General features: G+C 49.0%; 18 protein-coding genes and 1 pseudogene. 4 read left to right on the top strand and 15 right to left on the bottom strand.

The genetic code is table 11. The features are described 5' to 3' along the window. Positions 1 to 25: 25 nt before the first annotated feature. A complete protein-coding gene (locus ABXS75_09160; GenBank protein XCP86939.1) occupies positions 26 to 823 on the bottom strand; it encodes a DUF975 family protein in 798 nt (265 codons plus the stop codon). Positions 824 to 1,244: 421 nt separating this feature from the next. Next, positions 1,245 to 2,627 (bottom strand): NCS2 family permease, encoded by a 1,383-nt coding sequence (locus ABXS75_09155; GenBank protein ID XCP86938.1) that lies wholly within the window; start codon positions 2,625 to 2,627, stop codon positions 1,245 to 1,247. A 495-nt stretch (positions 2,628 to 3,122) separates the two neighbouring features. Between ABXS75_09155 and ABXS75_09150 the strand changes: the two genes are divergently transcribed. Next, positions 3,123 to 3,323 (top strand): cold-shock protein, encoded by a 201-nt coding sequence (locus ABXS75_09150; GenBank protein XCP86937.1) that lies wholly within the window; start codon positions 3,123 to 3,125, stop codon positions 3,321 to 3,323. Positions 3,324 to 3,732: 409 nt separating this feature from the next. On the opposite strand, the gene ABXS75_09145 is transcribed toward ABXS75_09150, so the two are convergent. From ABXS75_09145 to ABXS75_09115, 7 genes and pseudogenes are all read right to left on the bottom strand, one after another. After that, positions 3,733 to 4,176, bottom strand: a complete 444-nt coding sequence (locus ABXS75_09145; protein ID XCP86936.1) for an ACT domain-containing protein — start codon at positions 4,174 to 4,176, stop codon at positions 3,733 to 3,735. An 8-nt stretch (positions 4,177 to 4,184) separates the two neighbouring features. Continuing rightward, positions 4,185 to 5,501 carry a phenylacetate--CoA ligase gene (locus ABXS75_09140; protein ID XCP86935.1) on the bottom strand — a complete coding sequence of 439 codons (1,317 nt, stop codon included), beginning with the start codon at positions 5,499 to 5,501 and terminating at the stop codon, positions 4,185 to 4,187. Between the two features lie 23 nt (positions 5,502 to 5,524). Further along, positions 5,525 to 6,094 carry an indolepyruvate oxidoreductase subunit beta gene (locus ABXS75_09135; protein ID XCP86934.1) on the bottom strand — a complete coding sequence of 190 codons (570 nt, stop codon included), beginning with the start codon at positions 6,092 to 6,094 and terminating at the stop codon, positions 5,525 to 5,527. Then, positions 6,094 to 7,845, bottom strand: coding sequence for an indolepyruvate ferredoxin oxidoreductase subunit alpha (gene iorA, locus ABXS75_09130; GenBank protein XCP86933.1), 1,752 nt, complete (start codon positions 7,843 to 7,845; stop codon positions 6,094 to 6,096). The genes ABXS75_09135 and iorA overlap by 1 nt, the downstream gene beginning before the upstream one ends. A 98-nt stretch (positions 7,846 to 7,943) precedes the next feature. Next, positions 7,944 to 12,703: pseudogene (locus tag ABXS75_09125) on the bottom strand (PolC-type DNA polymerase III). A gap of 3 nt (positions 12,704 to 12,706) precedes the next feature. Next, the gene (gene ispG, locus ABXS75_09120) at positions 12,707 to 13,762 is read right to left on the bottom strand and encodes a flavodoxin-dependent (E)-4-hydroxy-3-methylbut-2-enyl-diphosphate synthase (GenBank protein XCP87120.1); all 1,056 of its coding nucleotides are present in this window, start codon (positions 13,760 to 13,762) and stop codon (positions 12,707 to 12,709) included. 25 nt (positions 13,763 to 13,787) lie between these two features. Further along, positions 13,788 to 14,255, bottom strand: coding sequence for a hypothetical protein (locus ABXS75_09115; protein ID XCP86932.1), 468 nt, complete (start codon positions 14,253 to 14,255; stop codon positions 13,788 to 13,790). A 206-nt stretch (positions 14,256 to 14,461) separates the two neighbouring features. On the opposite strand from ABXS75_09115, the gene ABXS75_09110 reads away from it, so the two are divergent. Continuing rightward, positions 14,462 to 14,815, top strand: coding sequence for a helix-turn-helix transcriptional regulator (locus tag ABXS75_09110; protein ID XCP86931.1), 354 nt, complete (start codon positions 14,462 to 14,464; stop codon positions 14,813 to 14,815). Positions 14,816 to 14,877: 62 nt separating this feature from the next. Here ABXS75_09110 and add read toward each other — a convergent pair whose 3' ends face one another. From add to ABXS75_09090, 4 genes are all read right to left on the bottom strand, one after another. Continuing rightward, positions 14,878 to 15,825: an adenosine deaminase gene (gene add, locus ABXS75_09105; protein ID XCP86930.1), complete on the bottom strand. Its 948-nt coding sequence runs from the start codon at positions 15,823 to 15,825 to the stop codon at positions 14,878 to 14,880. A 27-nt stretch (positions 15,826 to 15,852) separates the two neighbouring features. Continuing rightward, positions 15,853 to 16,263 carry a cytidine deaminase gene (locus ABXS75_09100; GenBank protein ID XCP86929.1) on the bottom strand — a complete coding sequence of 137 codons (411 nt, stop codon included), beginning with the start codon at positions 16,261 to 16,263 and terminating at the stop codon, positions 15,853 to 15,855. A gap of 142 nt (positions 16,264 to 16,405) precedes the next feature. Further along, a complete protein-coding gene (locus ABXS75_09095; GenBank protein ID XCP86928.1) occupies positions 16,406 to 17,353 on the bottom strand; it encodes a LysR family transcriptional regulator in 948 nt (315 codons plus the stop codon). Positions 17,354 to 17,374: 21 nt separating this feature from the next. Beyond that, a complete protein-coding gene (locus ABXS75_09090) occupies positions 17,375 to 19,243 on the bottom strand; it encodes a PEP/pyruvate-binding domain-containing protein (GenBank protein XCP87119.1) in 1,869 nt (622 codons plus the stop codon). Positions 19,244 to 19,640: 397 nt separating this feature from the next. Between ABXS75_09090 and ABXS75_09085 the strand changes: the two genes are divergently transcribed. Both ABXS75_09085 and ABXS75_09080 read left to right on the top strand, forming a co-directional pair. Continuing rightward, positions 19,641 to 20,951 (top strand): aminotransferase class I/II-fold pyridoxal phosphate-dependent enzyme, encoded by a 1,311-nt coding sequence (locus tag ABXS75_09085; GenBank protein ID XCP86927.1) that lies wholly within the window; start codon positions 19,641 to 19,643, stop codon positions 20,949 to 20,951. A gap of 89 nt (positions 20,952 to 21,040) precedes the next feature. Then, the gene (locus ABXS75_09080) at positions 21,041 to 22,303 is read left to right on the top strand and encodes a Glu/Leu/Phe/Val dehydrogenase (protein XCP86926.1); all 1,263 of its coding nucleotides are present in this window, start codon (positions 21,041 to 21,043) and stop codon (positions 22,301 to 22,303) included. A 75-nt stretch (positions 22,304 to 22,378) separates the two neighbouring features. On the opposite strand, the gene xylB is transcribed toward ABXS75_09080, so the two are convergent. Together xylB and ABXS75_09070 are read right to left on the bottom strand one after the other, a co-directional pair. Next, on the bottom strand, positions 22,379 to 23,851 hold the full coding sequence (gene xylB, locus ABXS75_09075; GenBank protein XCP86925.1) for a xylulokinase: 1,473 nt from the start codon (positions 23,849 to 23,851) through the stop codon (positions 22,379 to 22,381). A 13-nt stretch (positions 23,852 to 23,864) separates the two neighbouring features. Then, positions 23,865 to 25,349, bottom strand: a complete 1,485-nt coding sequence (locus ABXS75_09070; protein XCP86924.1) for an L-fucose/L-arabinose isomerase family protein — start codon at positions 25,347 to 25,349, stop codon at positions 23,865 to 23,867. Positions 25,350 to 25,428 lie beyond the last annotated feature (79 nt).

Below are 25,428 nucleotides of genomic sequence, written 5' to 3'. Positions count from 1 at the left end.
TATGCCAGGCAGGGCCTGACGCAATCTATCTGATATATCCTTGCTGGTAAGCCATCATCTTATTATAGGAATACATCTCCGCAAAGGTGGCCTCCCGATACGGATTCGTAAAGAACAGAGACACCAGTCCGCATATCGAGCCCAACAGATACCAGCCTAAAAATGACAGTTCCATCACAAAGGCTGCCCACTTCTGACCATTCATCATCTGCTTGCTGATCTTAAACGCCTCGCTTCTGTCCATGCCAGGATTCTCCGCCAGAATATACGGTACCATCAGATATTCATACGATTTAATGATTCCCGGAATCACAAATAACAGGGACCACAATCCAATGTAGAGATCTCTGAGGAACAGCGTTATTGCGATATTCCCGTAATGTCCCGACTTAAATCCGTCCAAAATCGTAGCAATTCCCGGCTGTCCGGTCTGGTTGAGTACAAAGAAACGCGCGCTTCCTACTTCCAGCACATTTCCCACTAATATTTTCACTACTATCATAATCAAACTTATAATTATGACCCATATACTGAACCAGCCAAGCAGAGCTCTCCCTAAACCGGATTCCGCAATCCCGTCAAAATATCCCTCTGCAAAATCATCGAGGTCGTCACCCGTGGAATAGTCGAAGTTGTTCCCAAAATAATCTTCTACTCCCACATTCGAATTCCTATTGTTAAAATTAAACCGCAGATTTGTTCCGCCTGACGCCGCTTCACCTGCAAAAAGTGCCGCCACTAAAGCAACTACCACACAGGCGATATAGTTTTTCATAAAAGCGGCTTTGCCTCTAGCCTTCAGTTCTACCCTGTTCCACATCATCTTTCTCCTCCTCTGTTTGTACTGCAAACAGAACATCATCTCTGTTTCTATTACTATACTTCTTATTCACTGGCATTGTCAATAATTTATAGATTTTTCACAAATTCGGCGTTCATCTTAAGAATTCCTTCCGAAATTTTAGAATCCTTTTATCCCATGTCCATATTCCCGTCACAATTATCTTGTATACTATTAACATAAAGTTGCAGGCGACATAAAAGACGGGTACCCGGACCAAACAGCGACGTCCAAACCGGACGATACTATATATTGTTTTACCCTCCATAGGAACTGAATATTCTCTCATTCAGCTTCAGTTCCTTTTCTCTCAAATGGAAACTTTGTTTCCGAAAAAACTGAAGGCAGATGTCCAAAAGGGCATCTGCCTTTTCGTTTTTTCTTACAAAAGAATATACATCACTTACAGCAGAATATATTTCAGAATGAACAATACTGCCAATACATACATCAGTACGCTGATTTTCTTATCTTTCACTTTTCCTGTCAGCAGGTTGATTCCTACATAAGAGATCACTCCCATAGAAATTCCTTCGGAAATGCTATAAAAGAACGGCATTGCCGCGATACAGATATAGCACGGAATCGCTTCGCTGAAATCGTTAAAGTTAATATTGACCACATTAGAGAACATATAGAAGCCAACTACGATCAATGCCGGAGCCGTTGCAAAGGAAGGAATTGCAAGGAAAATCGGTGACAGGAACAAGGACAGACCAAACAGGATCGCCGTTGTCATCGCGGTCAGACCGGTACGTCCACCCTCGCTTACGCCGGAAGCACTTTCTACGAATGTCGTTGTCGTAGAAGTACCAAGTGCTGCACCTGCTGTTGTCGCAACTGCATCTGCAAGAAGCGCTCCCTTGATTCTCGGAAGTTTTCCTTCTTTATCCAGCATTCCCGCCTTTGAAGATACACCGATCAGCGTTCCGATCGTATCGAACAGATCCACAAAAAGGAATGCAAAAATAACAACTACAAAATTCAGTGAAAATACGCTGCTGAAATCCATCTTACAGAATACCGGTGCCAGACTCGGTATAGAAATACCGCTGCTGAAATCCGGAAGGAGTCCATAGAATCCCAATTCCGGGTTCGGTACATAGATTCCCGCAAACTGACAGATAATTCCCAGGATCCAGGTGATCAAAATACCCCAGAGAATATTTCCTTTGATATTTTTCACGACCATGATCGCGGTGATAATAACGCCGATAATTGCCAAAAGCACGGTAATTCCAACATCGTTAAACGTTGCCTCTACTCCATTTACCTGATTATATTCGTCCAAAGAGAATAACTGAAGCAGTGTGGAGCCTCCGATCACGATCTTAGCGTTCTGGAGTCCGATAAATGCGATGAACAGACCAATACCAACGCTGACCGCCGCTTTTAAATTTGCCGGAATCGCATTAAAAATCGCTTCACGCACATTTGTTACAGAAAGGACGATAAAGATCACTCCTTCTACGAATACGGCTGCCAGGGCCACCTGCCATGAATACCCATATCCCATTACGACCGTATAAGCAAAATAGGCATTCAGCCCCATGCCCGGTGCAAGCGCGAAGGGATAATTCGCAAAAAGCGCCATACATACTGTTCCAAGGAATGATGCAAGTGCGGTAGCGGTAAAAACGGCGCCCTGATCCATTCCCGTCGCTGCAAGAATACTCGGATTGACCGCCAGGATATACGCCATCGTCATAAACGTCGTAATACCGGCGAGAACCTCAGTCTTTACAGTGGTGTTGTTCTCTTTCAGCTTGAATAACTTCTCTAACATGTGTTTTCCTCCTCTGTTAGTAAATACTACAGTATACGGGGGCTCTCATCTCCCGCACACCCGGTTACATGTCAGGGCATGACATACTGCATCACCGCAAGTCCGGTACCATCATGTCCGTAACAGATGTAGTTTACCAAAAAACAGAAAGAAAGTAAACTCTTTTGCCTCCTATTTTTCTCATTTTCCGAAATGAACATACATCATTCTACCTGTTATTTTATGTTTCTTCATCTTTTCTCCTATCCTAACTGCCCTGTTTTTCCGTTTGATTTTTTATCAGAGCCATCTCCCGTATCTATAACTCGGTCCAGGATTCATAATAGCAATAATTTTTTTCGTCTTTTATACAAAATGCACAGTTTTTTTCGCATTTTCCCTAAACTATTGACGTTTTAACGAATGCATGATAGAGTTTAAATGTATCGTATTTACATAATAGGTAAGGTGTGTTTTTTAACATTTTGCCTATGGATCATTATTGGAGGTAATACCATGAAGAAAGGTACCGTGAAATGGTTTAACAACCAGAAGGGCTACGGGTTCATTTCTGACGAGACAGGGCATGACGTGTTCGTTCATTACAGCGGCTTGAATATGGAAGGCTACAAGAGTCTTGAAGAGAGCCAGGAAGTTGAATTCGAAGTAATCGAGGGCGAGAAGGGTCCTCAGGCTGTCAATGTAACAAAACTTTAATCTGATTTTTAGTGTGCCTTTTAAGTATCAGTTCTATCATATATCTAAAAGCGATGCATAAAATAAGATGAAAAGAATAAAAGAGGTTGCACTTTTGTGCGATCTCTTTTATTTTTTGCTGCTACGTAGTCCGCTCGCGCGCGAAAAATGTGCTTCTGCACATTCTATTTTATATAGAAAATGCGACTTTTTTTCAATTTTTCTTTACATTTTCCCAAATAGCTGTTAGAATAATATTGTTCAATGTATTGTGTATTGGAGAGCAGGAGGTTCTATTCGTAGGGCCTCCCGCTCTCTTTCTGTTGCAAAGCATACCGGGATGAAGGCCCACTGGACTTTCACTTAGGTATACCTGGCAACGAAAATCTGGCGGAAGATCCAAAAGACCTTCCGTCAGGTTATAATTCTGCTATTTCATAATATTTGCGTGATACGCCTCGTCCTCTTTCCAGACATCAAATCCGCTGCTGCGTAAAAGTTCCACTACCTTCCCCGGATCATCACTTTTGATCACTGCGGAGGCGTCCGCTCCATTTGCAAACGCATACATATATTCCACATTCACGCCGCCCTCCACAATCTCATGCATCGCTTTTGCCAGAGAACCTGTCGCGTGCGGAACCCGGAGTGCGACCACATCTGTGAGCATTGCGGTAATCCCATTTGTCTTCAGCACCTCGCGGCCCTTTTTCGGATCGCTCACGATCATGCGGAGCATACCATAGTCAGAAGTATCCGCAAGACTGAGCGCCACAATATTCACGCCGTTATTTCCCAGTACGTCCAGGACCTCATCTAACCGTCCGGAACGATTTTCCAAAAATACGGACAACTGTTTAATCGTCATAGTCATTTCCCCCTTTATACAAGATTTCTGCGGTCGATCACGCGTTTCGCCTTACCTTCGCTTCTCTCAATGGTCTTCGGCTCAACCAGCTTTACGATGACTGAAATGCCAAGTGCCTGTTTCAGCACAGCGCCGATTTTCTTCTTCAAAGCATCGAGCTGTCTGATCTCGTCGGAGAAGAATCTCTCGTCTACCTCCACCATAACGGTGAGCGTATCCATGTTGTTCTCTCTGTCTACGATCATCAGGTAATGCGGTGCGACCTCTCCGCCCATCTTCAGAAGTGCGGTCTCAACCTGCGTCGGGAAAACATTCACTCCTCTGATGACCTTCATATCATCGGTACGTCCCTTGAACTTGGAAATCCGCGGCAGGGTTCTTCCGCAGTCACAGGTTCCATAGCTGATACTGGTCAGATCCTTCGTGCGGTAGCGGATCAGCGGCATTGCCTCCTTGGAAAGTGTGGTAAATGTCAGCTCGCCAAGTTCTCCTTCCGCGCAGGGACTCTGGTCTGCCGGATTCAAAATCTCCGGGAAGAAGTGATCGTGATGAATATGCAGGCCTTTATGGTGGATACAATCCTGAGCCACACCAGGTCCAAGGACCTCGCAAAGTCCATAAATATCGAAACAATTAATATGTAAAATGCTTTCGATCTTCCTACGCATCTCCTCGGTCCAGGGCTCCGCTCCGTGGATACCTGCCTTGATCTTCAGACGATCTACAACGCCTGCCTCTGCCATAGACTCTGCAAGATGCAGCGCATAGGACGGGGTACATGCAAATGCTGTTGCACCGAAGTCTTCCATACACATCATCTGTCGCTGGGTATTTCCTGCGGACATCGGAATCGCTGTTGCTCCCAGAGCACGCGCTCCCTCGTCAATTCCCATACCGCCGGTGAACAGACCATATCCATAGCATACGTGAATCCTGTCTTCATTGGTAAGACCCGCCATGGTGAGACAGCGTGCCACACACTCTGCCCAGAGGTCTACGTCGTTCTTGGAATATGCCGCAATCGTGAGTTTTCCTGTCGTTCCTGAGGAACCCTGCACCCTCGCTACGTCCTTTTCCGGAACTGCGACCAGCCCGAACGGGTAATTGTCACGCAGATCTTCCTTGGTCGTATAAGGCAGCTTCGTGATATCCTCAATTCCGCGGATATCGCCCGGTTCCACACCAAGCTCCTTCATCTTTCTGGTGTAAAACGGGACTACTCCATATACCCGGTTCACAAGGTCTACCAGTTTCTTTCCCTGGAGCGTACGAATCTCGTCAAGACTTGCGCACTCCATCTTTGGATCTCTGATCCTTTCTTTCCAGTCCATCACTTCTTCTCCTTCATTTTTATTTAAAGCGTATAACCTACATCAAACGCTTTTTTGTTAATTTCAACCGTCTTCGGCGGTACCGTGCGTTCGATCACCTCATACCACTGCTCTTTCGTGAAATCCATATGCTGCGCAGCCACGCCGAGCACGATCAGATTAAAAGTTCTGGAATTTCCCAGCTTCTTTGCCTCCTCGGTGGCATTTACGGCGTAAACCTTGTATTCTTTTTCCAGCCCTTCCAGAATTCCTTCCGGATACTCGGCCGCACCGATCACGACCGGCATCGGATCGATTCTCCAGTCATTTACCACAAGGGCGCCGTCCGGTTTGAGGAAATGCGCATACCGGAGGGCTTCCAGTCTCTCAAATGCGATCAGGACATCTGCCTGACCTTCCTCTACGATCGGCTCTGCCACATCTTCTCCATAGCGTACAAACGTCACAACGCTTCCGCCTCTTTGTGCCATTCCGTGCACCTCAGAGAGCTTCACATCATAGCCTCCCTGGAGGGCAATTCCTCCTAAGATACGGCTGGTGAGCAAAGTTCCCTGGCCGCCGACTCCTACGATCATAATATTTTTTGCTGCCATTATCTGTCACCTTCCTTTACCAGTTCAATCGCCCCGAATTTACAAAGGGAATCACAAAGTCCACAGCCGGTACACATCGTATCATCGATTCGGATCGTTCCGTCCGCTGCCTTCGTCATGGCCGGACAGCCCGGCTTCATGCACATACCGCACTTTTTGCATTTGTCCGGAATCGCACGATATAACGGCTTTTTCGCTTTACTAAGCAGCACGCAGGGAGTCTTCGTGATGATGACAGAAACCTCGTCCTTTGCCACCTCTTCCTTCACGGTCTTCTCCAGAAGTTCGATGTCAAATGCGTTAACTTCCACTACATTCTTCACGCCGATTGCCCTGCAAAGTGCCGGAATATCAATGGCCCAGGTGGGGTCGCCCTGCAGGGTCTTTCCGGTCGCCGCATGATCCTGATGTCCTGTCATACCTGTCGTGGAGTTATCCAGGATCAGAACCGTTCCGGTCGCTTTGTTGTACATCATGTTCATAAGGGAATTCACTCCCGTATGAAGGAAGGTCGAATCACCGATCACTGCTACCCAATTCTTTATGTATTCCTTCCCTTTTGCCTTCTCCATTCCGTGAAGACTGGAGATGCTGGCTCCCATACAGATCGTCGTATCCACCACACTGAGCGGTGCCACTGCTCCCAGAGTGTAGCAGCCGATGTCTCCGGCCGCATGAAGTCCCAGCTTCTTAAGCACATAGTACACGCTTCTGTGCGGACAGCCCGGGCACAGAATCGGCGGACGTCCCGGCGCTTTTGCCGGCTCCTTGATCTGTAATTCTTCTTTTAAAATCGCCTTGCGGATCATGTTTGCACTGTATTCGCCCTGCACCGTGAAAATCTCTTTTCCGATGGCCTTTATGCCCCAGGATCTGACCTGTTCTTCGATGACCGGATCCAATTCTTCTACGATATAAAGCGTCTCCACCTTCGAAGCAAATTCCTCAATCAGTTTTCGCGGCAATGGATTGACAAGTCCCAGCTTCAGCACAGACGCATTCGGCAGGGCCTCCTTCACATACTGGTACGGGATTCCACTGGTGATCACGCCGATCTTCGTGTCCTTCATCTCGATCCGGTTCAGATCCAGTGTATTTGCCGCTTCCGCAAGCTCTTTGTTCCTCTTCTCGATCTCGACATGGCGGATCTTCGCATTTCCCGGCATCATGACCGTCTTCTGGATATTCTTTACATAGGGCTTGTCTTCTATCTCTTCCCGGTCCTTTAAGGTGACCAGTCCCTGCGAATGCGCAAGTCTCGTCGTCGTTCTGAAAATCACCGGGCGGTCGAACTGCTCACTGATCTCAAAAGCACGTTTTACAAAATCCTTTGCTTCCGCGCTGTCAGAGGGTTCGATCACAGGAACCTGGGCAGCTCTTGCCACCATACGGGTATCCTGCTCATTCTGGGAACTATAAAGTCCCGGGTCATCGGCTACGACCACCATCATACCGCCGTTTACCCCCATATACGATACGGTGTAAAGCGGGTCGGACGCCACGTTGAGTCCCACATGCTTCATACAGGCCATAGAACGTACTCCTGACACGCTCGCGCCGATTGCCACCTCGGTAGCCACTTTTTCATTCGGGGACCACTCTGCGTATACGTCCTCCTTGTATTGCACTAAATATTCACTTATTTCCGTGCTGGGTGTTCCGGGATAAGCGGCGGAGACCTTTACTCCTGCCTCATATGCGCCCCGGGCAATCGCTTCGTTCCCCAGCATGATCACTCGTCTCTCAGACATGTATTTCTTCCTTCCTTTCATCTGGTATTTGAAATAGATTTCTCTCTCATTTACAATATTTCTTTCATGATACCACAAAGCTTTCCTAATTTAAAGCATTAATTCGCAAAGTCGAACAGGGAGAGCTGGTTGGTCTCCGGGAGATTGCCCAGAAGTCCCATCTCCGACATTTTATCGATCAGAGTAGCGCTGACCTTCGTCCGCTGCCTGAAATCATCTTTTGACAGATAGGGGCCGTCTTTTGAGGCCAGTTCTACTGCCTCTGCCGCCTTATCTCCCATTCCATCTATGGTATTGAACGGAGGGAGCAGTTTTCCGTCCACGATCCGAAACTTGGTCGCAAGCGATTCATAGATATCAATCGGTTTGAACTCATATCCTCTGGCATACATTTCCAACACGTTCTTCATATCCTTCAAGGTATCCTGGTCCTTTTTGCTGAGCTGCCCCTGCTCCGCACGCCTTTTGTAATCATTCATGTGGTAGAGCAGCTTCTCCTTCCCCTGCGCCATCAGTTCATAGGAGAATGCCGACGCACGGATTCCGAAATATGCCGCATAGTAGGCCAGCGGATAGTTGATCTTACAATAGGCGATCCTGAACGCCATCATAACATAAGCCGCCGCGTGGGCTTTCGGGAACATATATTTGATCTTCTCGCAGGACCAGATATACCAGTCCGGCACGTTGTGCTTCAACATGTCCTCTTTAAATTCCGGCCATTCCTTACACTTTCCTTTTGCCACGGTTCCTTTACGCACCCGCTCCATGATCGTAAAGGACTCCTCGCTGTCCAGCCCCTTATTGATCAGGTACGTCATAATATCGTCACGGGTACAGATCGCCGTGGAAATGGTCGCCTTCCCCTCCTCGATCAGGGTCTGGGCATTATTCAGCCACACGTCGGTCCCGTGAGACAGCCCGGAAATCCGGATCAGGTCAGACAAGGTCTTCGGTTTGGTATCCACCACCATCTGAATAACGAAGTCCGTTCCGAACTCCGGCACTCCCAGACACCCTACCGGGCAGCCGTCGATATCCTCCGGCTTAATTCCCAGCGCTTCCGTGCTTGCAAACAGCGACATTACCCCCTGGTCATCGAGCGGAATGTCCGTGGCCTTGAAAATGTTATGGACTCCGTCGTATTCATTTTCCATCGAATCCGAATTGATGAGTTCCTCCAGCGTCTTGATCATGGTCGGATCGTCGTGCCCGAGAATGTCAAGCTTCAGAAGGTTGTGGTCGATGGAATGGTAATCAAAATGAGTGGTGATAATGTCCGTTGTCATATCATTTGCAGGGTGCTGGATCGGGGTAAAGGAGTTGATATCCTCACCGTGCGGAAGCACCACGATACCGCCCGGGTGCTGTCCGGTACTTCTTCGGATTCCCGTACAGCCCTGCACGATCCGATCGATCTCACAGTTCCGTTTCCGGTCGCCGTGCTCCTCGTAATAGTTTTTCACATAGCCAAACGCCGTCTTATCCGCAAGACCCGCGATGGTTCCCGCACGGTAGGTCTGGCCTTTTCCGAAAATAACCTCGGTATATTTATGCGCCTTACTTTGATAATCGCCCGAGAAGTTCAGGTCGATATCCGGCTCTTTGTTTCCCTTAAATCCAAGGAATGTCTCAAACGGTATATCAAATCCGTCCTTGATCAGCGGCCTTCCGCAGACAGGGCAGGCCTTATCCGGCATATCGTGTCCACAGCCTCCCGCATATTTTCTCACCTCGTCGGAGGTAAAATCACTGTAATGGCAGTTCTGGCAATAATAATGAGGCGAAAGCGGATTGACCTCCGTGATTCCCGACATGGTCGCCACGAAGGAAGACCCTACGGACCCACGGGAGCCTACCAGATACCCGTCCTCATTGGATTTCCACACCAGCTTCTGCGCGATAATGTACATCACGGCAAAGCCGTTGGATATGATGGAATGAAGTTCCCGCTTCAAACGCTCCTCCACGATCTCAGGAAGCGGATTTCCATACATGGAATACGCCTTGGCGTAGCAGATATCCGTCAGCTCCTGGTCGGAATTCTCAATGACAGGGGGACATTTATCCGGCCGCACCGGGGAGATCTTCTCTATCATATTGGCGATCTTATTGGTATTTTTAATAACCACCTCATACGCCTTTTCCGAGCCGAGATACGCGAATTCCTCCAGCATCTCCTCTGTTGTCCTGAGATAGAGAGGCGCCTGCTTGTCCGCATCTGCGAACCCCTTTCCCGCCATGATGATCCGCCTGTAGACCTCGTCGTCAGGGTCCATGAAATGTACGTCGCAGGTTCCCACCACCGGCTTTTTAAACTGCTCTCCCAGCTTCACGATTTTCCGATTCATATCCTTGATGTCGTCCATCGAGTTTATAACATCAATCTTGTCGCTGGCAATCATAAATTCATTATTACCCAGCGGCTGTATTTCCAGATAGTCATAAAAATCCACGATCTTTGCGATCGTCTCCGCCGGCTTTCCGTCAAGAAGGGCCCGGTAGAGTTCTCCCGCCTCGCAGGCACTTCCCACGATCAGGCCTTCCCTGTACTGGTTCAGCACGCTTTTGGGAATTCTCGGACGCCTGCCAAAATAGGTCAGGTGAGACAGCGATACCAAAGTATATAAATTTACCCGGCCAATATCATTTTTCGCAAGAATAATCACGTGGTAAGTCGGCAGCTTGCGGATCGCGTCCGGATTCAGGCTTCCGAACCGGTTCACCCCTTTCAAGGTGTAGATATCCCGCTCTTTCAGCATCTCAATAAATTTTACAAATATCTCCGCCGTCGCACCGGCATCGTCCACCGCCCGATGATGGTTCTCCAGCGAAATTCCGAGTGCTTTTGCCACCACGTCCAGCTTGTATTTGGTAAGTGACGGCAGGAGGACCCGGGCAAGCGCAACCGTGTCCACCGACACAAAATGCGGCTCGATATCCTGATACCGGCAGTTCTGTTTGATAAATCCCACGTCGAACCCGGCATTATGTGCTACCAGCGGCGCATCGCCTACAAATTCCAGGAACTTGGGAAGAATCGTCTCGATATCCGGGTATTCCATCACCATCTCATCGGTAATGCTGGTGAGCTGCGTAATCTTAAACGGAATCGGCCGCCCCGGATTCACGAAGGTACTGAACTTCTCTGTGATCTTCCCCTGTTCTACCTTCACCGCCCCGATCTCAATGATCTTATCGGATATAGCAGAAAATCCGGTCGTCTCGATATCAAATACTACATAGGTATCGTCAAGGCTCTGCTGCCCCGCTCCAATGGCGATTTCCGTCAGATCATCCACAAGGTAGCCTTCCACCCCGTAAATCACCTTAAAGGGATCGGTCTTATCCAGAGTCTCTATGTAATGGTTCGCGTCCGTAAATGCCTGGACCACGCCATGATCGGTGATCGCAATGGCCGGGTGGCCCCAGTCGTGCGCGCGCTTTACCAGGTCTTTCGCCTCGGAAACCCCGTCCATATCACTCATCTTCGTATGGCAGTGGAGCTCTACCCGCTTCTCCGGGTATTTATCCTTTCGCCCGGTTCTGAAATCCGCGCTTTTCCGGATTCCCGTCACGGAACCGATGGTCAGCTCCCCGTCAAATTTGTCAATGGTCGTCACTCCTTTTACTTTCAGAAATACGCCCTTTTTAATGTCTCCTAAGAGCTCCGGAAGCTGCTCATTTCTCGCAAACATCTTCACCATGATCGTGTCGGTGAAATCCGTCACCGCGAACATCAGGATTGTCCGCTCATTGCGGATCTCTCTGGTGTCAAAGCTGATGACCTGTCCGCAAATGGTGATCTCCCCCATCTCTCCGGTGACCTGCTTAAGTTCAATAGGATTGTCATCAAAATCACGGCCATAGATTACATTTGGATCATCGGAGCGTTTTAGCGGATAATCCCTGCGCTGATAAGAAGAGCCGCCTTTGAAGCTATTTCTGCCCCCTTTTGCTCCGGCGTTCGATCTTCCGGCAAACTCTTTCTTCTGCGGGCCGTCCTTTCCCGCTGCCTTTTCCCTGTATTCTCTTTTGCCCCGCTCTTCTTTGCCGAATCTTTTGGCGTACCTTGTGAAACGGCCGAATGGCCATACGGGATGCCCTTGGGTACATCTTTCGCAACGCTTCCGGCCACCTCCTTCGAGGATGCCTGACCGGAGATCCCCGGCAGCATCTGCAAAGCCCCCTCAGAAGTATCCCACGGGACCTCTCCGCCGCCTTGCTGCGCCATCTCACCGGACGGTGCCGTCCCGGTACTATGCTGCGCCTGAAGGGCCTGATTGCGCTCCAGGATCGCGTTCACTTCCTGCCTAAGCTGCATCTCATTTAGCTTCTTATATTTACTCTCTTTGGGTTTCTCATAATCCACCCGCACTTCCACCGGAACCTGGAAGCGAACGGCAAACACGTCCTCCAGATAGCTGCTGATGGATTCGGTCTTTCCCTTTGCCACGATGGTATCCGCCATGGTAAGGCAAAGGATATTTCCCTCCTCGAACCTGCATTTTGCATGCTGGAACATATTTCTCTCAAGTCTGCTTTTTTGTTCCAGTTCAAACAGCATACTATCCCGGTATTCCCGCATCAGGTTCTCCGGCGTGTACTGCTCTGATAAGTGGTATTCCTCCACGATCGTCACCGGAATCCCGGTATTCCCAAATAGCTGCTGCTCAATCTGGCGCTCCATGGAAAAGATCGCCTGCTTGGGAATCAGATGTGTACTCCGTATATGTACCCGAATATGGTTTCTGGCAGAAGTAGAGGTGATTTTCATCACCTCTACCTGTTCAAACAGCATTCTGCTGTCAGTATCTACTTGTAATGTAGGAAATACATCAAAAAATAATTTCGTCATTCTTTATTCGCCCCAGTGTATTAATTCTTCCCGCAAAGCCTCCAGAAGTTCTTCTTCTTTTACCTTCCTGATAATCTCGCCCTTCTTGAACAGAAGCCCCTCTCCGATTCCGCCGGCCACGCCAAGGTCTGCCTCCCTTGCTTCCCCGGGTCCGTTTACCACGCAGCCCATCACTGCCACCTTGATATCCAGCGGGAACTGGGCCACCATATTCTCCACCTTGGTCGCAAGCGAGATCAGGTCGATTCGGGTTCTGCCGCAGGTCGGACAGGATACGACTTCTATGCCGCCTTTCCTAAGCCCAAGTGTCCTGAGGATCAGCTTCGCACTCTTAATCTCCTCCAGCGGATCTCCGGTCAGCGATACCCGAATCGTATCGCCGATTCCCTGATGCAGGATAATGCCAAGTCCTACCGACGACTTAATATTCCCGGACAGGACCGTGCCGGATTCCGTGATTCCCACATGAAGCGGGTACGGACATTCCTTTGCGATCAGCTCATGCGCCCTCACACACATCAGTACGTCCGAGGATTTGATGCTTACTACCAGATTGTCGTAGCCCATCTTCTCTATCATATGCACTTTGTCAAGCGCGCTCTCCACGATCCCCTCCGCCGTGACGCCGCCGTATTTTTCCAAAAGCTCTTTTTCCAGAGAACCGCTGTTGACGCCTACCCGGATCGGCACGCCGTATTCTTTGGCCTTCTCCACGACCTGGCGTACCCTGTCCTCGCTTCCGATATTCCCCGGATTGATCCGGATCTTATCTGCGCCGTTCTCAATCGCTGCGATTGCCAGCCGGTAATCAAAATGAATATCTGCCACGAGCGGAATGTGGATCTGCTTCTTGATCTCTTTTAGCGCGGCTGCCGCCTCCATGGTCGGCACTGCGCATCGGATAATCTCACAGCCTACCTTCTCCAGTACCAGAATCTGCGCTACGGTCGCCTCCACGTCCTCCGTCTTTGTATTCGTCATAGACTGGATCGCGACAGGATTACCCCCGCCGATCTTTACGCTTCCTATCTGTACTACTTTTGTATCTTCTCTGGTCATAAATCTCCACCGCCATTTCTCTATCTTATCTCTTGCGTTCAAAAAACAGCTGATCGCCATAGTCCCACTCACTCAGGGTCAGTTCCTTCCCGTCTACACTATAATTAAATGAAGTAAACATCATATCCACCGCCATCTCCACATCTGCGGCCGTCACGTCATCTCCCAGCTTCTTTGCCGCCTCCTCCAGCTCTTCCTCACTGGCTTTAAAGGTGATCTGCTTTCCCTTCCGGTTCAAAGTGTAGTCCATCTCAAGCTCCAGGTCTTTCCCGTCGACCAGATCGTCCCCTCGAAGGACTGCCTTTCCTCCCCGTCCAATTTCAAGTGTCATACTGCTTTCATCGTGCAGCCAGGTCCCTTTCAGGGGATTCCCCATAAATCCCGCAAACAAAAAGTAGATCACTACAATTACGATCAGAACCGTGGCAATTATAGTCACATAGCTCCACATTTTACTTCTTTTTTCTTCATCATTCCCAAGCAGCATTCTCATGTGACGTCCCTCCCAAACTATTTAGGCTTCTCTATTTTTTATTATACGGGGTTTCCAAGTGCGTGTCAACGGTGCGAAATTATGTTCCGTTTTGGCCCTTTTACATCTTATTTGTTAATATTCAGCACACTATCTTTTACAAACTGTAATGGCTGATACAATGATTTCACGAACATTTGCACTTTAAGGGAACAGGAGGTATTAGTATGGGTTTTGCGAGAACATTAAAAGATTTACGGGAATCCCGTGATGTGACTCAGGACGAATTAGCCAAATACCTGAATGTATCCCGCTCAACGATTGCCGGATATGAGACGAAGGAACGACAGCCTGATTTTGATAAATTAATTAAGATTGCCCAATACTTTCAGGTACCGATCGACTATCTTCTCACCGGGAAGAGCACCGATGCGGTGATGATCCGCCCCGCTCCTGCACAGAACGCGAAAGTCGTAGACAAGAAGGTGCTGGGAAATTATAAAAAGCTGGATTTTGAGGACCGTAAGTCTGTCCTTAAATATATCCAGTTGCTCAAACAGCAGGATAAATACCGGGAATAAAAAATCAGGAGCCAGGTGATCTGTAACGCATCACCTGGCTCCTCACTTCTCTTTGCCGCTCACTAAGCCAGCTTTCGCAATAACTCATGCTTCACATCATCGCTGGCAAATGCCGTCTCTACGGCATTTTTCATCATCAGTTCCACTTCCGTCCCGGAGATTCCGTACTCCTCCCGCACAAACGCAATCTCCTTCTCAATCGTCGTGCCGCTGACCATCCGATTGTCCGTATTTATCGTCACTTTCAGTCCCTGATCCAGGAATTCCCGAAGCGGGTACTCCGCTTTGCTTCTGACCGCCTTCGTCTGCAGGTTACTGATCGGACACATCTCAATCCCGATTCCCTCACTGCGGCAAAGCTCCATAATCCTCACATTCCCCCGCATGGCGATCCCGTGTCCGATTCGCCCGGCCCCGCACAGAATGGCTTCCTCAATATTCTGACTGCTGCCGCACTCCCCCGCATGGATGGTAAACGGCATACCCAACTTTTTCACATCCCGGAACAGAGAGATGAAATCATGCATCGGAAACACCGCCTCATTCCCGGCAAGGTCCGCGCCACAGACGCCCTCTCCCAAGTATCCCCTGGCGGCCCTTAGCATTTTCAGATTCTCTTCCTCTGTATGATGCCGCATAGCACAGACGATCACACCATAGGGAATCCCAAATCTTTGTTTTCCCAGCTCCATTCCTGCAAGGACTGCCTCGATCACCTGGCTGCACGAAAGTCCCCCCGCAGTGGAAAGCAGCGGCGCGAACCGAACTTCCACATAATCCAGCCCGTCCGCCGACACCTGTTCCATAAAATCATATCCGGCCCGTTCAAGTCCTGCACAGGACTGAAGGCATGCAAGCGGCAGATCAAATTTTTCCAGATATTTTGCCAGGCTTTGGCAGTCCGCGCTTACCTCCAGTTCCTCCATACAGACGCTTCTGCCCAGCAGTTCCTCGATACACCCCCTGGACAAGGACCCGTCCAAATGACAATGAAGGTCGATTTTCAGCATAGCATCACCTCTTTTTCTGATACTGCTCTACAAATTCTCCGGCCCAAAACTCTCCGGCAGAAGTTCTTCCAACAGATAGCTTTTTACATTCCCGCTTCCGTCTTCCAAAATAACCCGAAATTTCTTCGGGTCCGCAAATTCCCGCATCACTTGTCTGCAAACGCCGCAGGGCGAACAGATGCCCGCCGGCTCCTGCCCCTCTTTTCCTCCCACGATCGCAATGGCCTCAAACTCCCGCTTTCCTTCCGACACTGCCTTAAAAAAGGCAGTCCTTTCCGCGCAATTCGTCGCTCCATAGGAAGCATTCTCCACATTGCAGCCGGCATATACTTTACCGGACACCGTAAGAAGCGCCGCGCCCACCGCAAAATGAGAGTATGGTACATACGCAAATGTCCTCGCCTCGTAAGCGGCTTTCAACAAATCCCTTTCATTCATTTTCTTCTCCCCTCTCTTCAATTACTCAAATTATAACATAGGTTCATTGTACTGCATACAACTATTTATGTCCAAAGAAAGAAAACGGCAGGAATTGCATTACTGATCACATAGTGAACAATATAGCAATTCCTGCCATTTCCTATAACTCCATATCTGAAACTGCCAGTTTCATGAATTCCGCCATGCTTCTTGTGAAGTATTTATTCTTTCGATAATAGAAATATACATTCCGCTCGGCAGCCGGATCATCGATCTTATAATACACTACCTCCGGATTCGGCGGCATACATTTTACGACCGTATCGCTGACAAAAGAGATTCCCATCCCTCTCTCGGTCAAATGATATACTGTCAGAAGCTGATTCAGTTTAAGCGCTACCTTTAAGGAGACGCCTGCCCGCTTACAGATCGCGTCTACCCTTTCCCGCGTATCGTTGTGTGATCTGAGAACCACGAACGGTTCCTCGGCAAATAGCTTGAGCGGAACCCCGTGTATCTCCGGTCTGGACGGCACATTATTCTTCACGTCCTCCGCAGTGAGGCTCCACGCCCTGGCCGCCTGGTTACTCTTAAAGGAGACTGGAACCGCTAAGAGCAGATGCTCCTTCATAAAGTAACGTTTTTCGTATATCTCTTCATTCATCGGATAATTATCGACCAATAGATCCAGCTCACCCGAAAACAATTTCTGTTCCAGGGTCGGCGTACTGCCCTCAAAAAGGCTCAGCTTAACATTCGGAAAGGTTTCCTGAAATTTCTGAATCGCGGTCGGCAAAATGAAGGCTGAGAACAGATAGGTTCCTCCCACGGCAAGGTGGCCGGTCCGGAGTTCATTCAGATTTCCTACATAACAGGCAAAATCCTCTTCCAGGTCCATGATCTTCTCCGCCGTCTTAATATACCGTCTCCCGCACTCCGTAAGCTGAATCGGGCTTGTGCTCCTCTCGAATAACTGCATTCCCACTTTCTTCTCCACTTTTTTTATCGTGGCGCTGAGAGCCGGCTGTGAAATATAAAGGCTCTTTGCCGCCTTCGAAAAGCTTCCCGCTTTATATACTTCATAGACATACCTCATATTTGCAAACATCTTGTTTCCCACCCTTTTATCTTATGATTTTTGAATCCTGCATACAGCACGGCCTTCTTTTGCATCAAGCATCAGGCTCGCAATACATCCCGTCAAATCATAGACCTTTATGATCTGGCCAAGTGCTTCCTCCTCCGGGAATAATTCACACAATACCTCCGGACATTCTTTTAATTTCTCCGGATGATACAGACGTGTCTTACTGTTCTCGTTAATCGCACCATAATATACATCTGCTTCCACCATATCCTGAAACATATGGCTTCCGTAGGACAGCTCCGGGTGATATCCCGCTTTTCCGTAAGCCACCTCACAGATCGCACTGAACTGGCTGATCTCCGCATAGACCACCGGTACCCCGAGTTCCGGCGAGGAAGTACCGATTCGCCCTGGCACCAGGAGCATCAGCTTATACTCCGTATCCTCAAAATGCTGATTGATCTTTCCGATCATCCTTCCTACATCCGGTTTCTTCGCATAATCACACTCATAATATTTCTGCGGGTCTACCCAAACAATATAATGAATCCTCTCCTCTTTCGAACGCCGCATTGATGTCCTTCTGACATCAAACAAAAGCTCCTCATCAATCCCTTCCGGAATCTGCACCTTCTCCGACATATACGCGTGAAGGGGGCGGCACTGCAAAAGGTTCACCTTCCACTCCTTTTGGGAGGTGGCAGTCACTGCAAATTCCACATCTACCGGCCTTCCGTATTCACGCTCCAGCATTTTCAGAGTCCGGCGCATCATATCAATAAATTCATCCTGATCTACCATTCCCTGACAGTCCGCAAAATAAATCTTCCTGTAGATCCGCCGCTGCGCCAGAGTATATTCCGCATCTGTATCCCTGCTGAGCGTCAGCTTCCGATACGCCTCAGGAAGCATATCCTGTATCTGCATCAGAGAAATGGTCGTCTCTTTTTTCTCTTTCAGATCCAACACATCTATCTGTCTCTGTGAATATTTATGGCGTTCGGCAACCGTCGTGCGAATATTCGCCTGCGCTCTGTCAAGTCCCACCAGCCGCGGATAATCGCCCGGCGTCCTCTGTACCGCACGGGTACCAAGCCCCATGACCATGCGCAGCATACCGGCCTCAGGATTCAACTGCTCCATCCACTTGTACGGGTTATAGGAACACCCCATACCCGCCACAGCCGGCAGATACCAATCCCCGATCTGCGCTCCCGAAACCTTCTGTATCAGAAGCGCCATTCTCTCATCCACTTCCAGCAAATGCCACTTTCTTCGGTATTCGATTGCCGACAGATTCATTACACTTCCATAGACCCTGCGAATCGCTTCCAGAAGTTCCGTCATGCGCTCTTCCTTCGTTCCCTGATTGGCACAGAAAACCGACTCATATTTTCCGGAAAATGCATTTCCAAACCCATCTTCCATCAGACTGCTCGATCTGACTACGATCGGCTCTGTTCCGTAATATTCCAGGATTCTCTCAAACTGCCGCGTCAGCTCTTCGGGAAAGCTTCCGTTTCTCAAACGATTGCTCAGTTCCTCGGTTTCCGCAAAATGCTCCTTTTCTAACATATGCTTTGCCCTAAGCTCCAGACAGTCGTTAAACGCCAGATATTCCTGAAATACGTCAGAACCAATAAAGAAGGACTGATGCTCCTCCAGCCTGTCGACGCACTCCGGCAGCCGGACCGTGACCAGCTTCTGCGCCATCAAAAGCCCGCACGCCTTTCCGCCGATCACTCCGCCGCCGATCTTGTGCTCCCACACCTTACGGAAATCATCGACTGTAAAATACTTCAGGATCAATTTTTCCATCCTGTGCTCCGTTGTCATGAGCTCATTACAAAGTACCGTCCTCTCTTCCTGGGAAAGTACCTCCTTTTCCAACAGTTGTTCCCAACTATTCATCTTCTTTTCCCCCGTGTTCTGCATGATAGATATCGTCCCTATTTCAATAAGTTATAATACTTATTTTCTATATTTATAAGTTTATCGCATTTATTTATGAATGTAAAATATTTCAAATCAATACTTCCTATAACCTTTTATTTATAACGTTTTCTCCAATCACTTGTCATTTCGCAAATGATACTTTTTCTTTCGTCTCACAACACTCTTTTTTTACCAAAATTCTCTTATTTTTATAAATATTCATCTATATATCGCATACAAATATTGGTATTTGATTTATCACCTATCCCTTTCTATAATAAATTCAAAAATTAAGACAAACATCGGCCGGACGCTTACCGGACTTTGTTTCGTCAAATACAAAACTACGATATCAGAAGGGATATGATAGACAATGAGATCTGTGACTACACTCACAAACCTTGAATTGCATGACATGCTGTCAGAGCTTTCCTCCCGCTACGATGAGGCAACAGCAGGCAATCTGGCGCTCAACATGGCAAGAGGGAAACCGGCGCCTTCCCAGCTTGACCTCAGCATGCCGCTTCTTTCTCTGCCGGAAACCTATCTTCTGAAGGATGGTACTGACGCAAGAAATTACGGCGTTCTCGAGGGCATTCCTGAATGCCGGGATTTGTTCGCAGGTCTGCTCGGACTTAAATCTGAACAGATTATCCTCGGTGGAAATGCCAGCCTGAACCTCATGTTCGATACCATGGCAGCGCTCCATTTATTTGGAACCGGAGGAGAAAAACCGTGGAGCTATTATAAATATGAAGGACGGCCGGTCAAGTTTCTCTGCCCCGTGCCAGGCTATGACAGACATTTTCGGATTTGCGAGGAACTCGGCATGGAAATGATCTCCGTACCTCTTCTTGATGACGGACCGGATATGGATGTGGTCAGGAAATTGGTGAAGGAAGATGCTTCCATCAAAGGAATCTGGTGTGTTCCTCTTCACTCAAACCCGCAAGGCGTCTGCTACAGCGACCAGACGGTCGAGGCGCTTGCTTCCATGGAGACCGCCGCACCGGATTTCCGGATTTTCTGGGATAATGCTTACGGAGTCCACCACATTTATGAGGATGTTCCTCTTAAGAATATTCTGGAAGAATGTGAACGATTTGGACACCCTGACCGGGCTTACTATTTCTTCTCTACTTCCAAGATCACATTCCCGGGAGCAGGGGTTTCACTGATTTCTTCAAGTCCGGCAAATATCAAGGAGCTGAAAGGACATATGTCCGCGCAGACGATCAGCCACGACAAGCTGAACCAGCTCCGCCATGTTCAGTTCTTTAAGACGCCCGAGGGCATACGGCTTCACATGGAACGCCTCGCCGGCGAATTAAGACCCAAGTTCGATCTGGTCCTCCAAAAACTGGAGCAGGAGCTGGGAGAAACCGGCCTCGCCTCCTGGAGCCACCCGAAGGGCGGATACTTTGTCTCCCTTGACACCCTTCCGGGCTGCGCCCGCCGCACGGTGGAGCTTGCCAAAAATGCCGGCGTTACCCTGACGGGAGCAGGAGCTGCCTTCCCCTATGGCAAGGACCCGAAGGACTGCAATATCCGAATCGCACCTTCCTACCCCTCCCTGGAGGAACTCGGACAGGCAGTAGATATCCTTATTCTCTGCGTAAAAATCGCCGGAATAGAGCATCTGCTGCAGGCTTCTGATTCCACGGCAGATTCGTGCGAGGCATAGGAAATACTTTATAATACCAGGATTCTAGCGCTATCCCGGGCAAAAGAGAAATTGCCCCTGATCATCATAAAAGAAAAGGAGAAATACTCATGGAAAAAACTTACAATCCTTACGACAACGTACTCAAAGTCGTAAAAGAAGCAGCTGACATCTTAGGCTATTCAGACAGTGATATCGAAGCAATCAAATATCCCGAGCGGGAGCTTAAAGTCTCCATTCCGGTACGCATGGACGACGGCACAACACGCGTGTTCCAGGGCTACCGTATCCAGCACTCTACCTCCCGCGGACCTGCAAAAGGCGGAATCCGGTTCCATCCGGCTGTAAACTCCGATGAAGTACGCGCTCTTGCAGCATGGATGACCTTCAAGTGCGCCGTTGTAAATATTCCTTACGGCGGTGGAAAAGGCGGCGTAGTCTGCGACCCGACTGAATTATCTGAAAATGAGATCCGCGCGATCACCAGAAGGTTCACCGCTGCGATTGCACCTCTTATTGGACCGGAGCAGGATATCCCGGCACCGGACGTAGGAACCAACGCCGCAGTGATGGGCTGGATGATGGATACATACAGCATGTTAAAAGGACACTGCATCCACGGCGTCGTGACCGGAAAACCGCTGGAGCTTGGCGGCGCTCTGGGAAGAAATGAAGCAACCGGCCGGGGCGTTATGTTCACAACCAAAAATATTTTGAACAAACTGGGCATTGCTGTCAAAGACACCACCGTTGCCATTCAGGGTATGGGAAATGTCGGCAGCATCACAGCAAAACTTCTCCACGCAGAGGGAATGAAGGTTGTTGCCGTAAGCGACGTTTCCGGTGGCATTTATCGTGCAGACGGACTTGACATCCCTGCGATCCTTGCTTATTTATCCAAAGACAGAAAGAACCTGTTAAGCGGTTATGAGGAAGAAGGAATCACACGTATTTCCAACGCTGAGCTGCTTGAGCTGGACGTAAAGGTTCTGATTCCGGCTGCGCTGGAAAACCAGATCAACGCGGCAAACGCTGAGAATATTAAGGCTGATATCATCGTGGAAGCTGCTAACGGACCGACCACCTCTGAGGCAGACGTCATTCTTCAGAGGAAGGGCACCGTCATCGTACCGGACATTCTGGCAAATGCCGGCGGCGTTGTCGTTTCTTACTTTGAATGGGTTCAGAATATCCAGTCCGTGAGCTGGACGGAAGAGGTCGTAAATGAGAAACTGAAAAACATCATGGACCCGTCATTTGAAGCTGTTTGGGATATTGCCCAAAAAGAACATACCACACTGCGTACCGGCGCATATCTGATTGCTGTAAAACGAGTGGTAGAAGCAAAGAAAGCACGTGCAATCTGGCCATAATATTCAGGCCATAATATTCAGGCTATGATTAGTCAAAAGCAGGAAATTGATCCTCAATTTCCTGCTTTCTCCTTTTTATTCTTCCAGTTCCCTGAACACCGACTTAAGTGCCGGATAGATTTTGACAAATTTCCGGTACTGCTTCTCATACTTAGCTGCCAGATCCGGCTCCGGTTCCACTGTATCCACTATTTTGACCAGCTTTTCTGCAGCCTCTTCTACGCTCTCATATTCCCCGCAGCCCACCGCCGCCAGGATCGCGCCGCCCATAGCCGGGCCTTCCTCGCTCTCGACGACATCGACCTTCAGGTTCATGGTATTCGCGATCATCTTCTTCCAAAGCGGGCTCTTTGCTCCGCCGCCGCAGATCTTTGTCCGCGTAATCTTATTTCCGAGGCTCCTTGCCACCTCCAGAGAGTCCCTAAGTGCAAATGCCACGCCTTCCAGCACCGCCTGGGTCATCTCTTCTCTGGTGGTATCCATGGTCATACCGACGAAGGTGGCTCTTGCATAAGGATCGTTGTGGGGGGAACGCTCTCCCATCAGATAAGGAAGGTAAAATACCCTGTTCTCTCCTAGGTTTTCGATTCCCGCCTGCTCTGCCGCATAATCACAGGTCTTCAGGATTTCCTCATTCCACCATTTGTTGCAGGACGCCGCACTGAGCATGCAGCCCATCAGATGATAGTGCCCGTCTGCATGGGCAAAAGAATGGAGTGCGTTATTCGCATCGACGCCGAAGGACTGACTGGAAATAAAGATCGTCCCCGATGTTCCCAGCGAAATATTGCATCTTCCCTCTCCGACTGTCCCGGTTCCCACTGCTGCCGCCGCATTATCCCCTGCGCCCGCAATAATCCTGACACCTTCCGAAAGCCCAAGTACAGCTGCCATTTCCGGCTTCAATGTTCCCACGACCTCGTAGCTCTCATAGAGTTTGGGAAGCTGATTCTCGCAGATGCCGCAGATTTCCATCATCTCTTTCGACCAGCATTTATGCTCCACATCTAAAAGCAGCATTCCCGACGCATCGGAATAATCCGTGCAGAAGCTGCCGCAAAGCCGATAGGCCAGATAATCCTTGGGAAGCATGATTTTGGCAATTCTCGCAAAATTCTCCGGTTCTTTGTTTCTCACCCACAGTATCTTCGGGGCGGTGAACCCGGTAAATGCAATATTTGCCGTGTATCTCGACAACTTTTCTTTACCGATCACCTGGTTCAGATAGTCGGTCTCCTCCGTGGTCCTGCCGTCGTTCCAGAGAATGGCCGGCCGAATCACCTGATCATTCTCATCCAATATGACCAGTCCGTGCATCTGTCCTCCGAAGCTGATTCCTGCAATCCGGGATTTATCACACTGCGCGATCAGCTCTTTCATTCCCTCCACGGACTTACTAAACCAGTCCTCCGGGTGCTGCTGCGACCAGCCCGGGTGCGGAAATTCAAGTGGATACTCTTTTGAGACAATCTTCTCGATCTTCCCTTTTTCATCCATGAGCAGGAGCTTTACCGCAGAAGTCCCCAGATCAATTCCTATATATAACATATCTGCCTCCTATTTACGCCCAGGGATTCTCCGTCGGATAGCGCACGCCCTTCGGCTGATTATAGCCAATCTCCTCCACCGGAACGCCGATATATTTGAATACCTCAAACAATTCTTTTCCAAAATGTCCGAACGCTACCGCGCCGTGATGCGGGAAATTCTTCTCGATCAATACATGGCGATAGAATCTTCCCATCTCCGGAATGGCAAAGATTCCGATGGAGCCAAAGGATCTGGTCGCAACCGGAAGCACCTCGCCCTGTGCAATATAGGCGCGCAGGATGTTGTCCGACGTACTCTGCAGGCGGTAGAAGGTAATGTCGCCCGGCAGGATATCGCCTTCCAGCGTTCCCTGGGTCACCTCCTCCGGGAGCGTCCTTGCCATGATCATCTGATATTTCATCTCGCAGAAGGACAACTTGGAAGCGGCTGTATTTCCACAATGGAAGCCCATAAAGGTATCTTTCTGGGTATAGTCAAACTTTCCTTTAATCTCTTCTTCGTAGAGATCCGCCGGAACGGAGTTGTTAATGTCAAGAAGGGTTACGGTATCCTGGCTTATCACGGTTCCGATGAACTCACTGAGAGCTCCATATATATCCACCTCGCAGGAAACCGGGATACCCTGCGCGGTCAAACGGCTGTTGACATAACAGGGAACAAAGCCGAACTGGGTCTGGAACGCCGGCCAGCATTTTCCGGCGATGGCAACATATTTGCGGTAGCCCTTGTGGTCGCGTACCCAATCCTTCAAAGTCAGCTCATACTGCGCAAGTTTGGCAAGAATCTCCGGTTTCTTATTTCCCGCGCCCAGCTCTTCTTCCATCTCTTTTACCACTTCCGGAATCCGCTCGTCGCCGGCATGCCCTTTAAATGCCTCGAACAGATCCAGCTCTGAATTCTCTTCAATCTCCACTCCGATATTATAAAGCTGTTTGATCGGTGCGTTACATGCCAGGAAGTTGAGCGGTCTCGGTCCGAAGCTGATGATCTTCAGGTCCCCAAGTGCCACGATCGCTCTGGCAATCGGTACGAACTCATGAATCATGTCCGCACATTCCTCGGCAGTTCCCACCGGATATTCCGGTATGTAAGCTTTGATATTACGCAGCTTTAAGTTGTAGCTGGCATTTAACATACCGCAGTAGGCATCTCCGCGGCCCTGCACCAGATTATTTCCCGTCTCCTCTGCTGCTGCCACGAACATCTTTGGTCCGTCAAAATGCTTTGCCAGCAAGGTCTCCGCAATCTCCGGCCCAAAATTTCCAAGGTATACTACCAGCGCATTACAGCCCGCCTTCTTTACATCTTCCAGTGCCTGCACCATATGGATCTCGCTCTCCACGATACAGATCGGGCATTCGTAAATATCCGCCTCTCCATATTTTTCTTTATATGCACTTATCAGCGCCTCTCTTCTGGATACGGATAAACTCTCCGGGAAACAGTCGCGGCTGACTGCCACTACTCCGATTTTCATTTCCGGCATGTTATTCATTTACTTTTCCTCCTTCGATGATCTTACACTAAGTTCCTGTCCTCATCATAACAAATGCTTGCTCTTTTCACTACCGAAA

Origin of the sequence: Roseburia hominis (assembly GCA_040702975.1) — a bacterium.
Taxonomy (GTDB): domain Bacteria; phylum Bacillota; class Clostridia; order Lachnospirales; family Lachnospiraceae; genus Allocoprococcus; species Allocoprococcus hominis_A.
This window is presented reverse-complemented; position numbering and strand designations above follow the sequence as displayed.

Coding starts and splice junctions, on each gene's coding strand:
- ABXS75_09160 (XCP86939.1), bottom strand. CDS start 823: ATGATGTGGAACAGGGTAGAACTGAAGGCTAGAGGCAAAGCCGCTTTT.
- ABXS75_09155 (XCP86938.1), bottom strand. CDS start 2,627: ATGTTAGAGAAGTTATTCAAGCTGAAAGAGAACAACACCACTGTAAAG.
- ABXS75_09150 (XCP86937.1), top strand. CDS start 3,123: ATGAAGAAAGGTACCGTGAAATGGTTTAACAACCAGAAGGGCTACGGG.
- ABXS75_09145 (XCP86936.1), bottom strand. CDS start 4,176: ATGACTATGACGATTAAACAGTTGTCCGTATTTTTGGAAAATCGTTCC.
- ABXS75_09140 (XCP86935.1), bottom strand. CDS start 5,501: ATGGACTGGAAAGAAAGGATCAGAGATCCAAAGATGGAGTGCGCAAGT.
- ABXS75_09135 (XCP86934.1), bottom strand. CDS start 6,094: ATGGCAGCAAAAAATATTATGATCGTAGGAGTCGGCGGCCAGGGAACT.
- iorA (XCP86933.1), bottom strand. CDS start 7,845: ATGTCTGAGAGACGAGTGATCATGCTGGGGAACGAAGCGATTGCCCGG.
- ispG (XCP87120.1), bottom strand. CDS start 13,762: ATGACCAGAGAAGATACAAAAGTAGTACAGATAGGAAGCGTAAAGATC.
- ABXS75_09115 (XCP86932.1), bottom strand. CDS start 14,255: ATGAGAATGCTGCTTGGGAATGATGAAGAAAAAAGAAGTAAAATGTGG.
- ABXS75_09110 (XCP86931.1), top strand. CDS start 14,462: ATGGGTTTTGCGAGAACATTAAAAGATTTACGGGAATCCCGTGATGTG.
- add (XCP86930.1), bottom strand. CDS start 15,825: ATGCTGAAAATCGACCTTCATTGTCATTTGGACGGGTCCTTGTCCAGG.
- ABXS75_09100 (XCP86929.1), bottom strand. CDS start 16,263: ATGAATGAAAGGGATTTGTTGAAAGCCGCTTACGAGGCGAGGACATTT.
- ABXS75_09095 (XCP86928.1), bottom strand. CDS start 17,353: ATGTTTGCAAATATGAGGTATGTCTATGAAGTATATAAAGCGGGAAGC.
- ABXS75_09090 (XCP87119.1), bottom strand. CDS start 19,243: ATGAATAGTTGGGAACAACTGTTGGAAAAGGAGGTACTTTCCCAGGAA.
- ABXS75_09085 (XCP86927.1), top strand. CDS start 19,641: ATGAGATCTGTGACTACACTCACAAACCTTGAATTGCATGACATGCTG.
- ABXS75_09080 (XCP86926.1), top strand. CDS start 21,041: ATGGAAAAAACTTACAATCCTTACGACAACGTACTCAAAGTCGTAAAA.
- xylB (XCP86925.1), bottom strand. CDS start 23,851: ATGTTATATATAGGAATTGATCTGGGGACTTCTGCGGTAAAGCTCCTG.
- ABXS75_09070 (XCP86924.1), bottom strand. CDS start 25,349: ATGAATAACATGCCGGAAATGAAAATCGGAGTAGTGGCAGTCAGCCGC.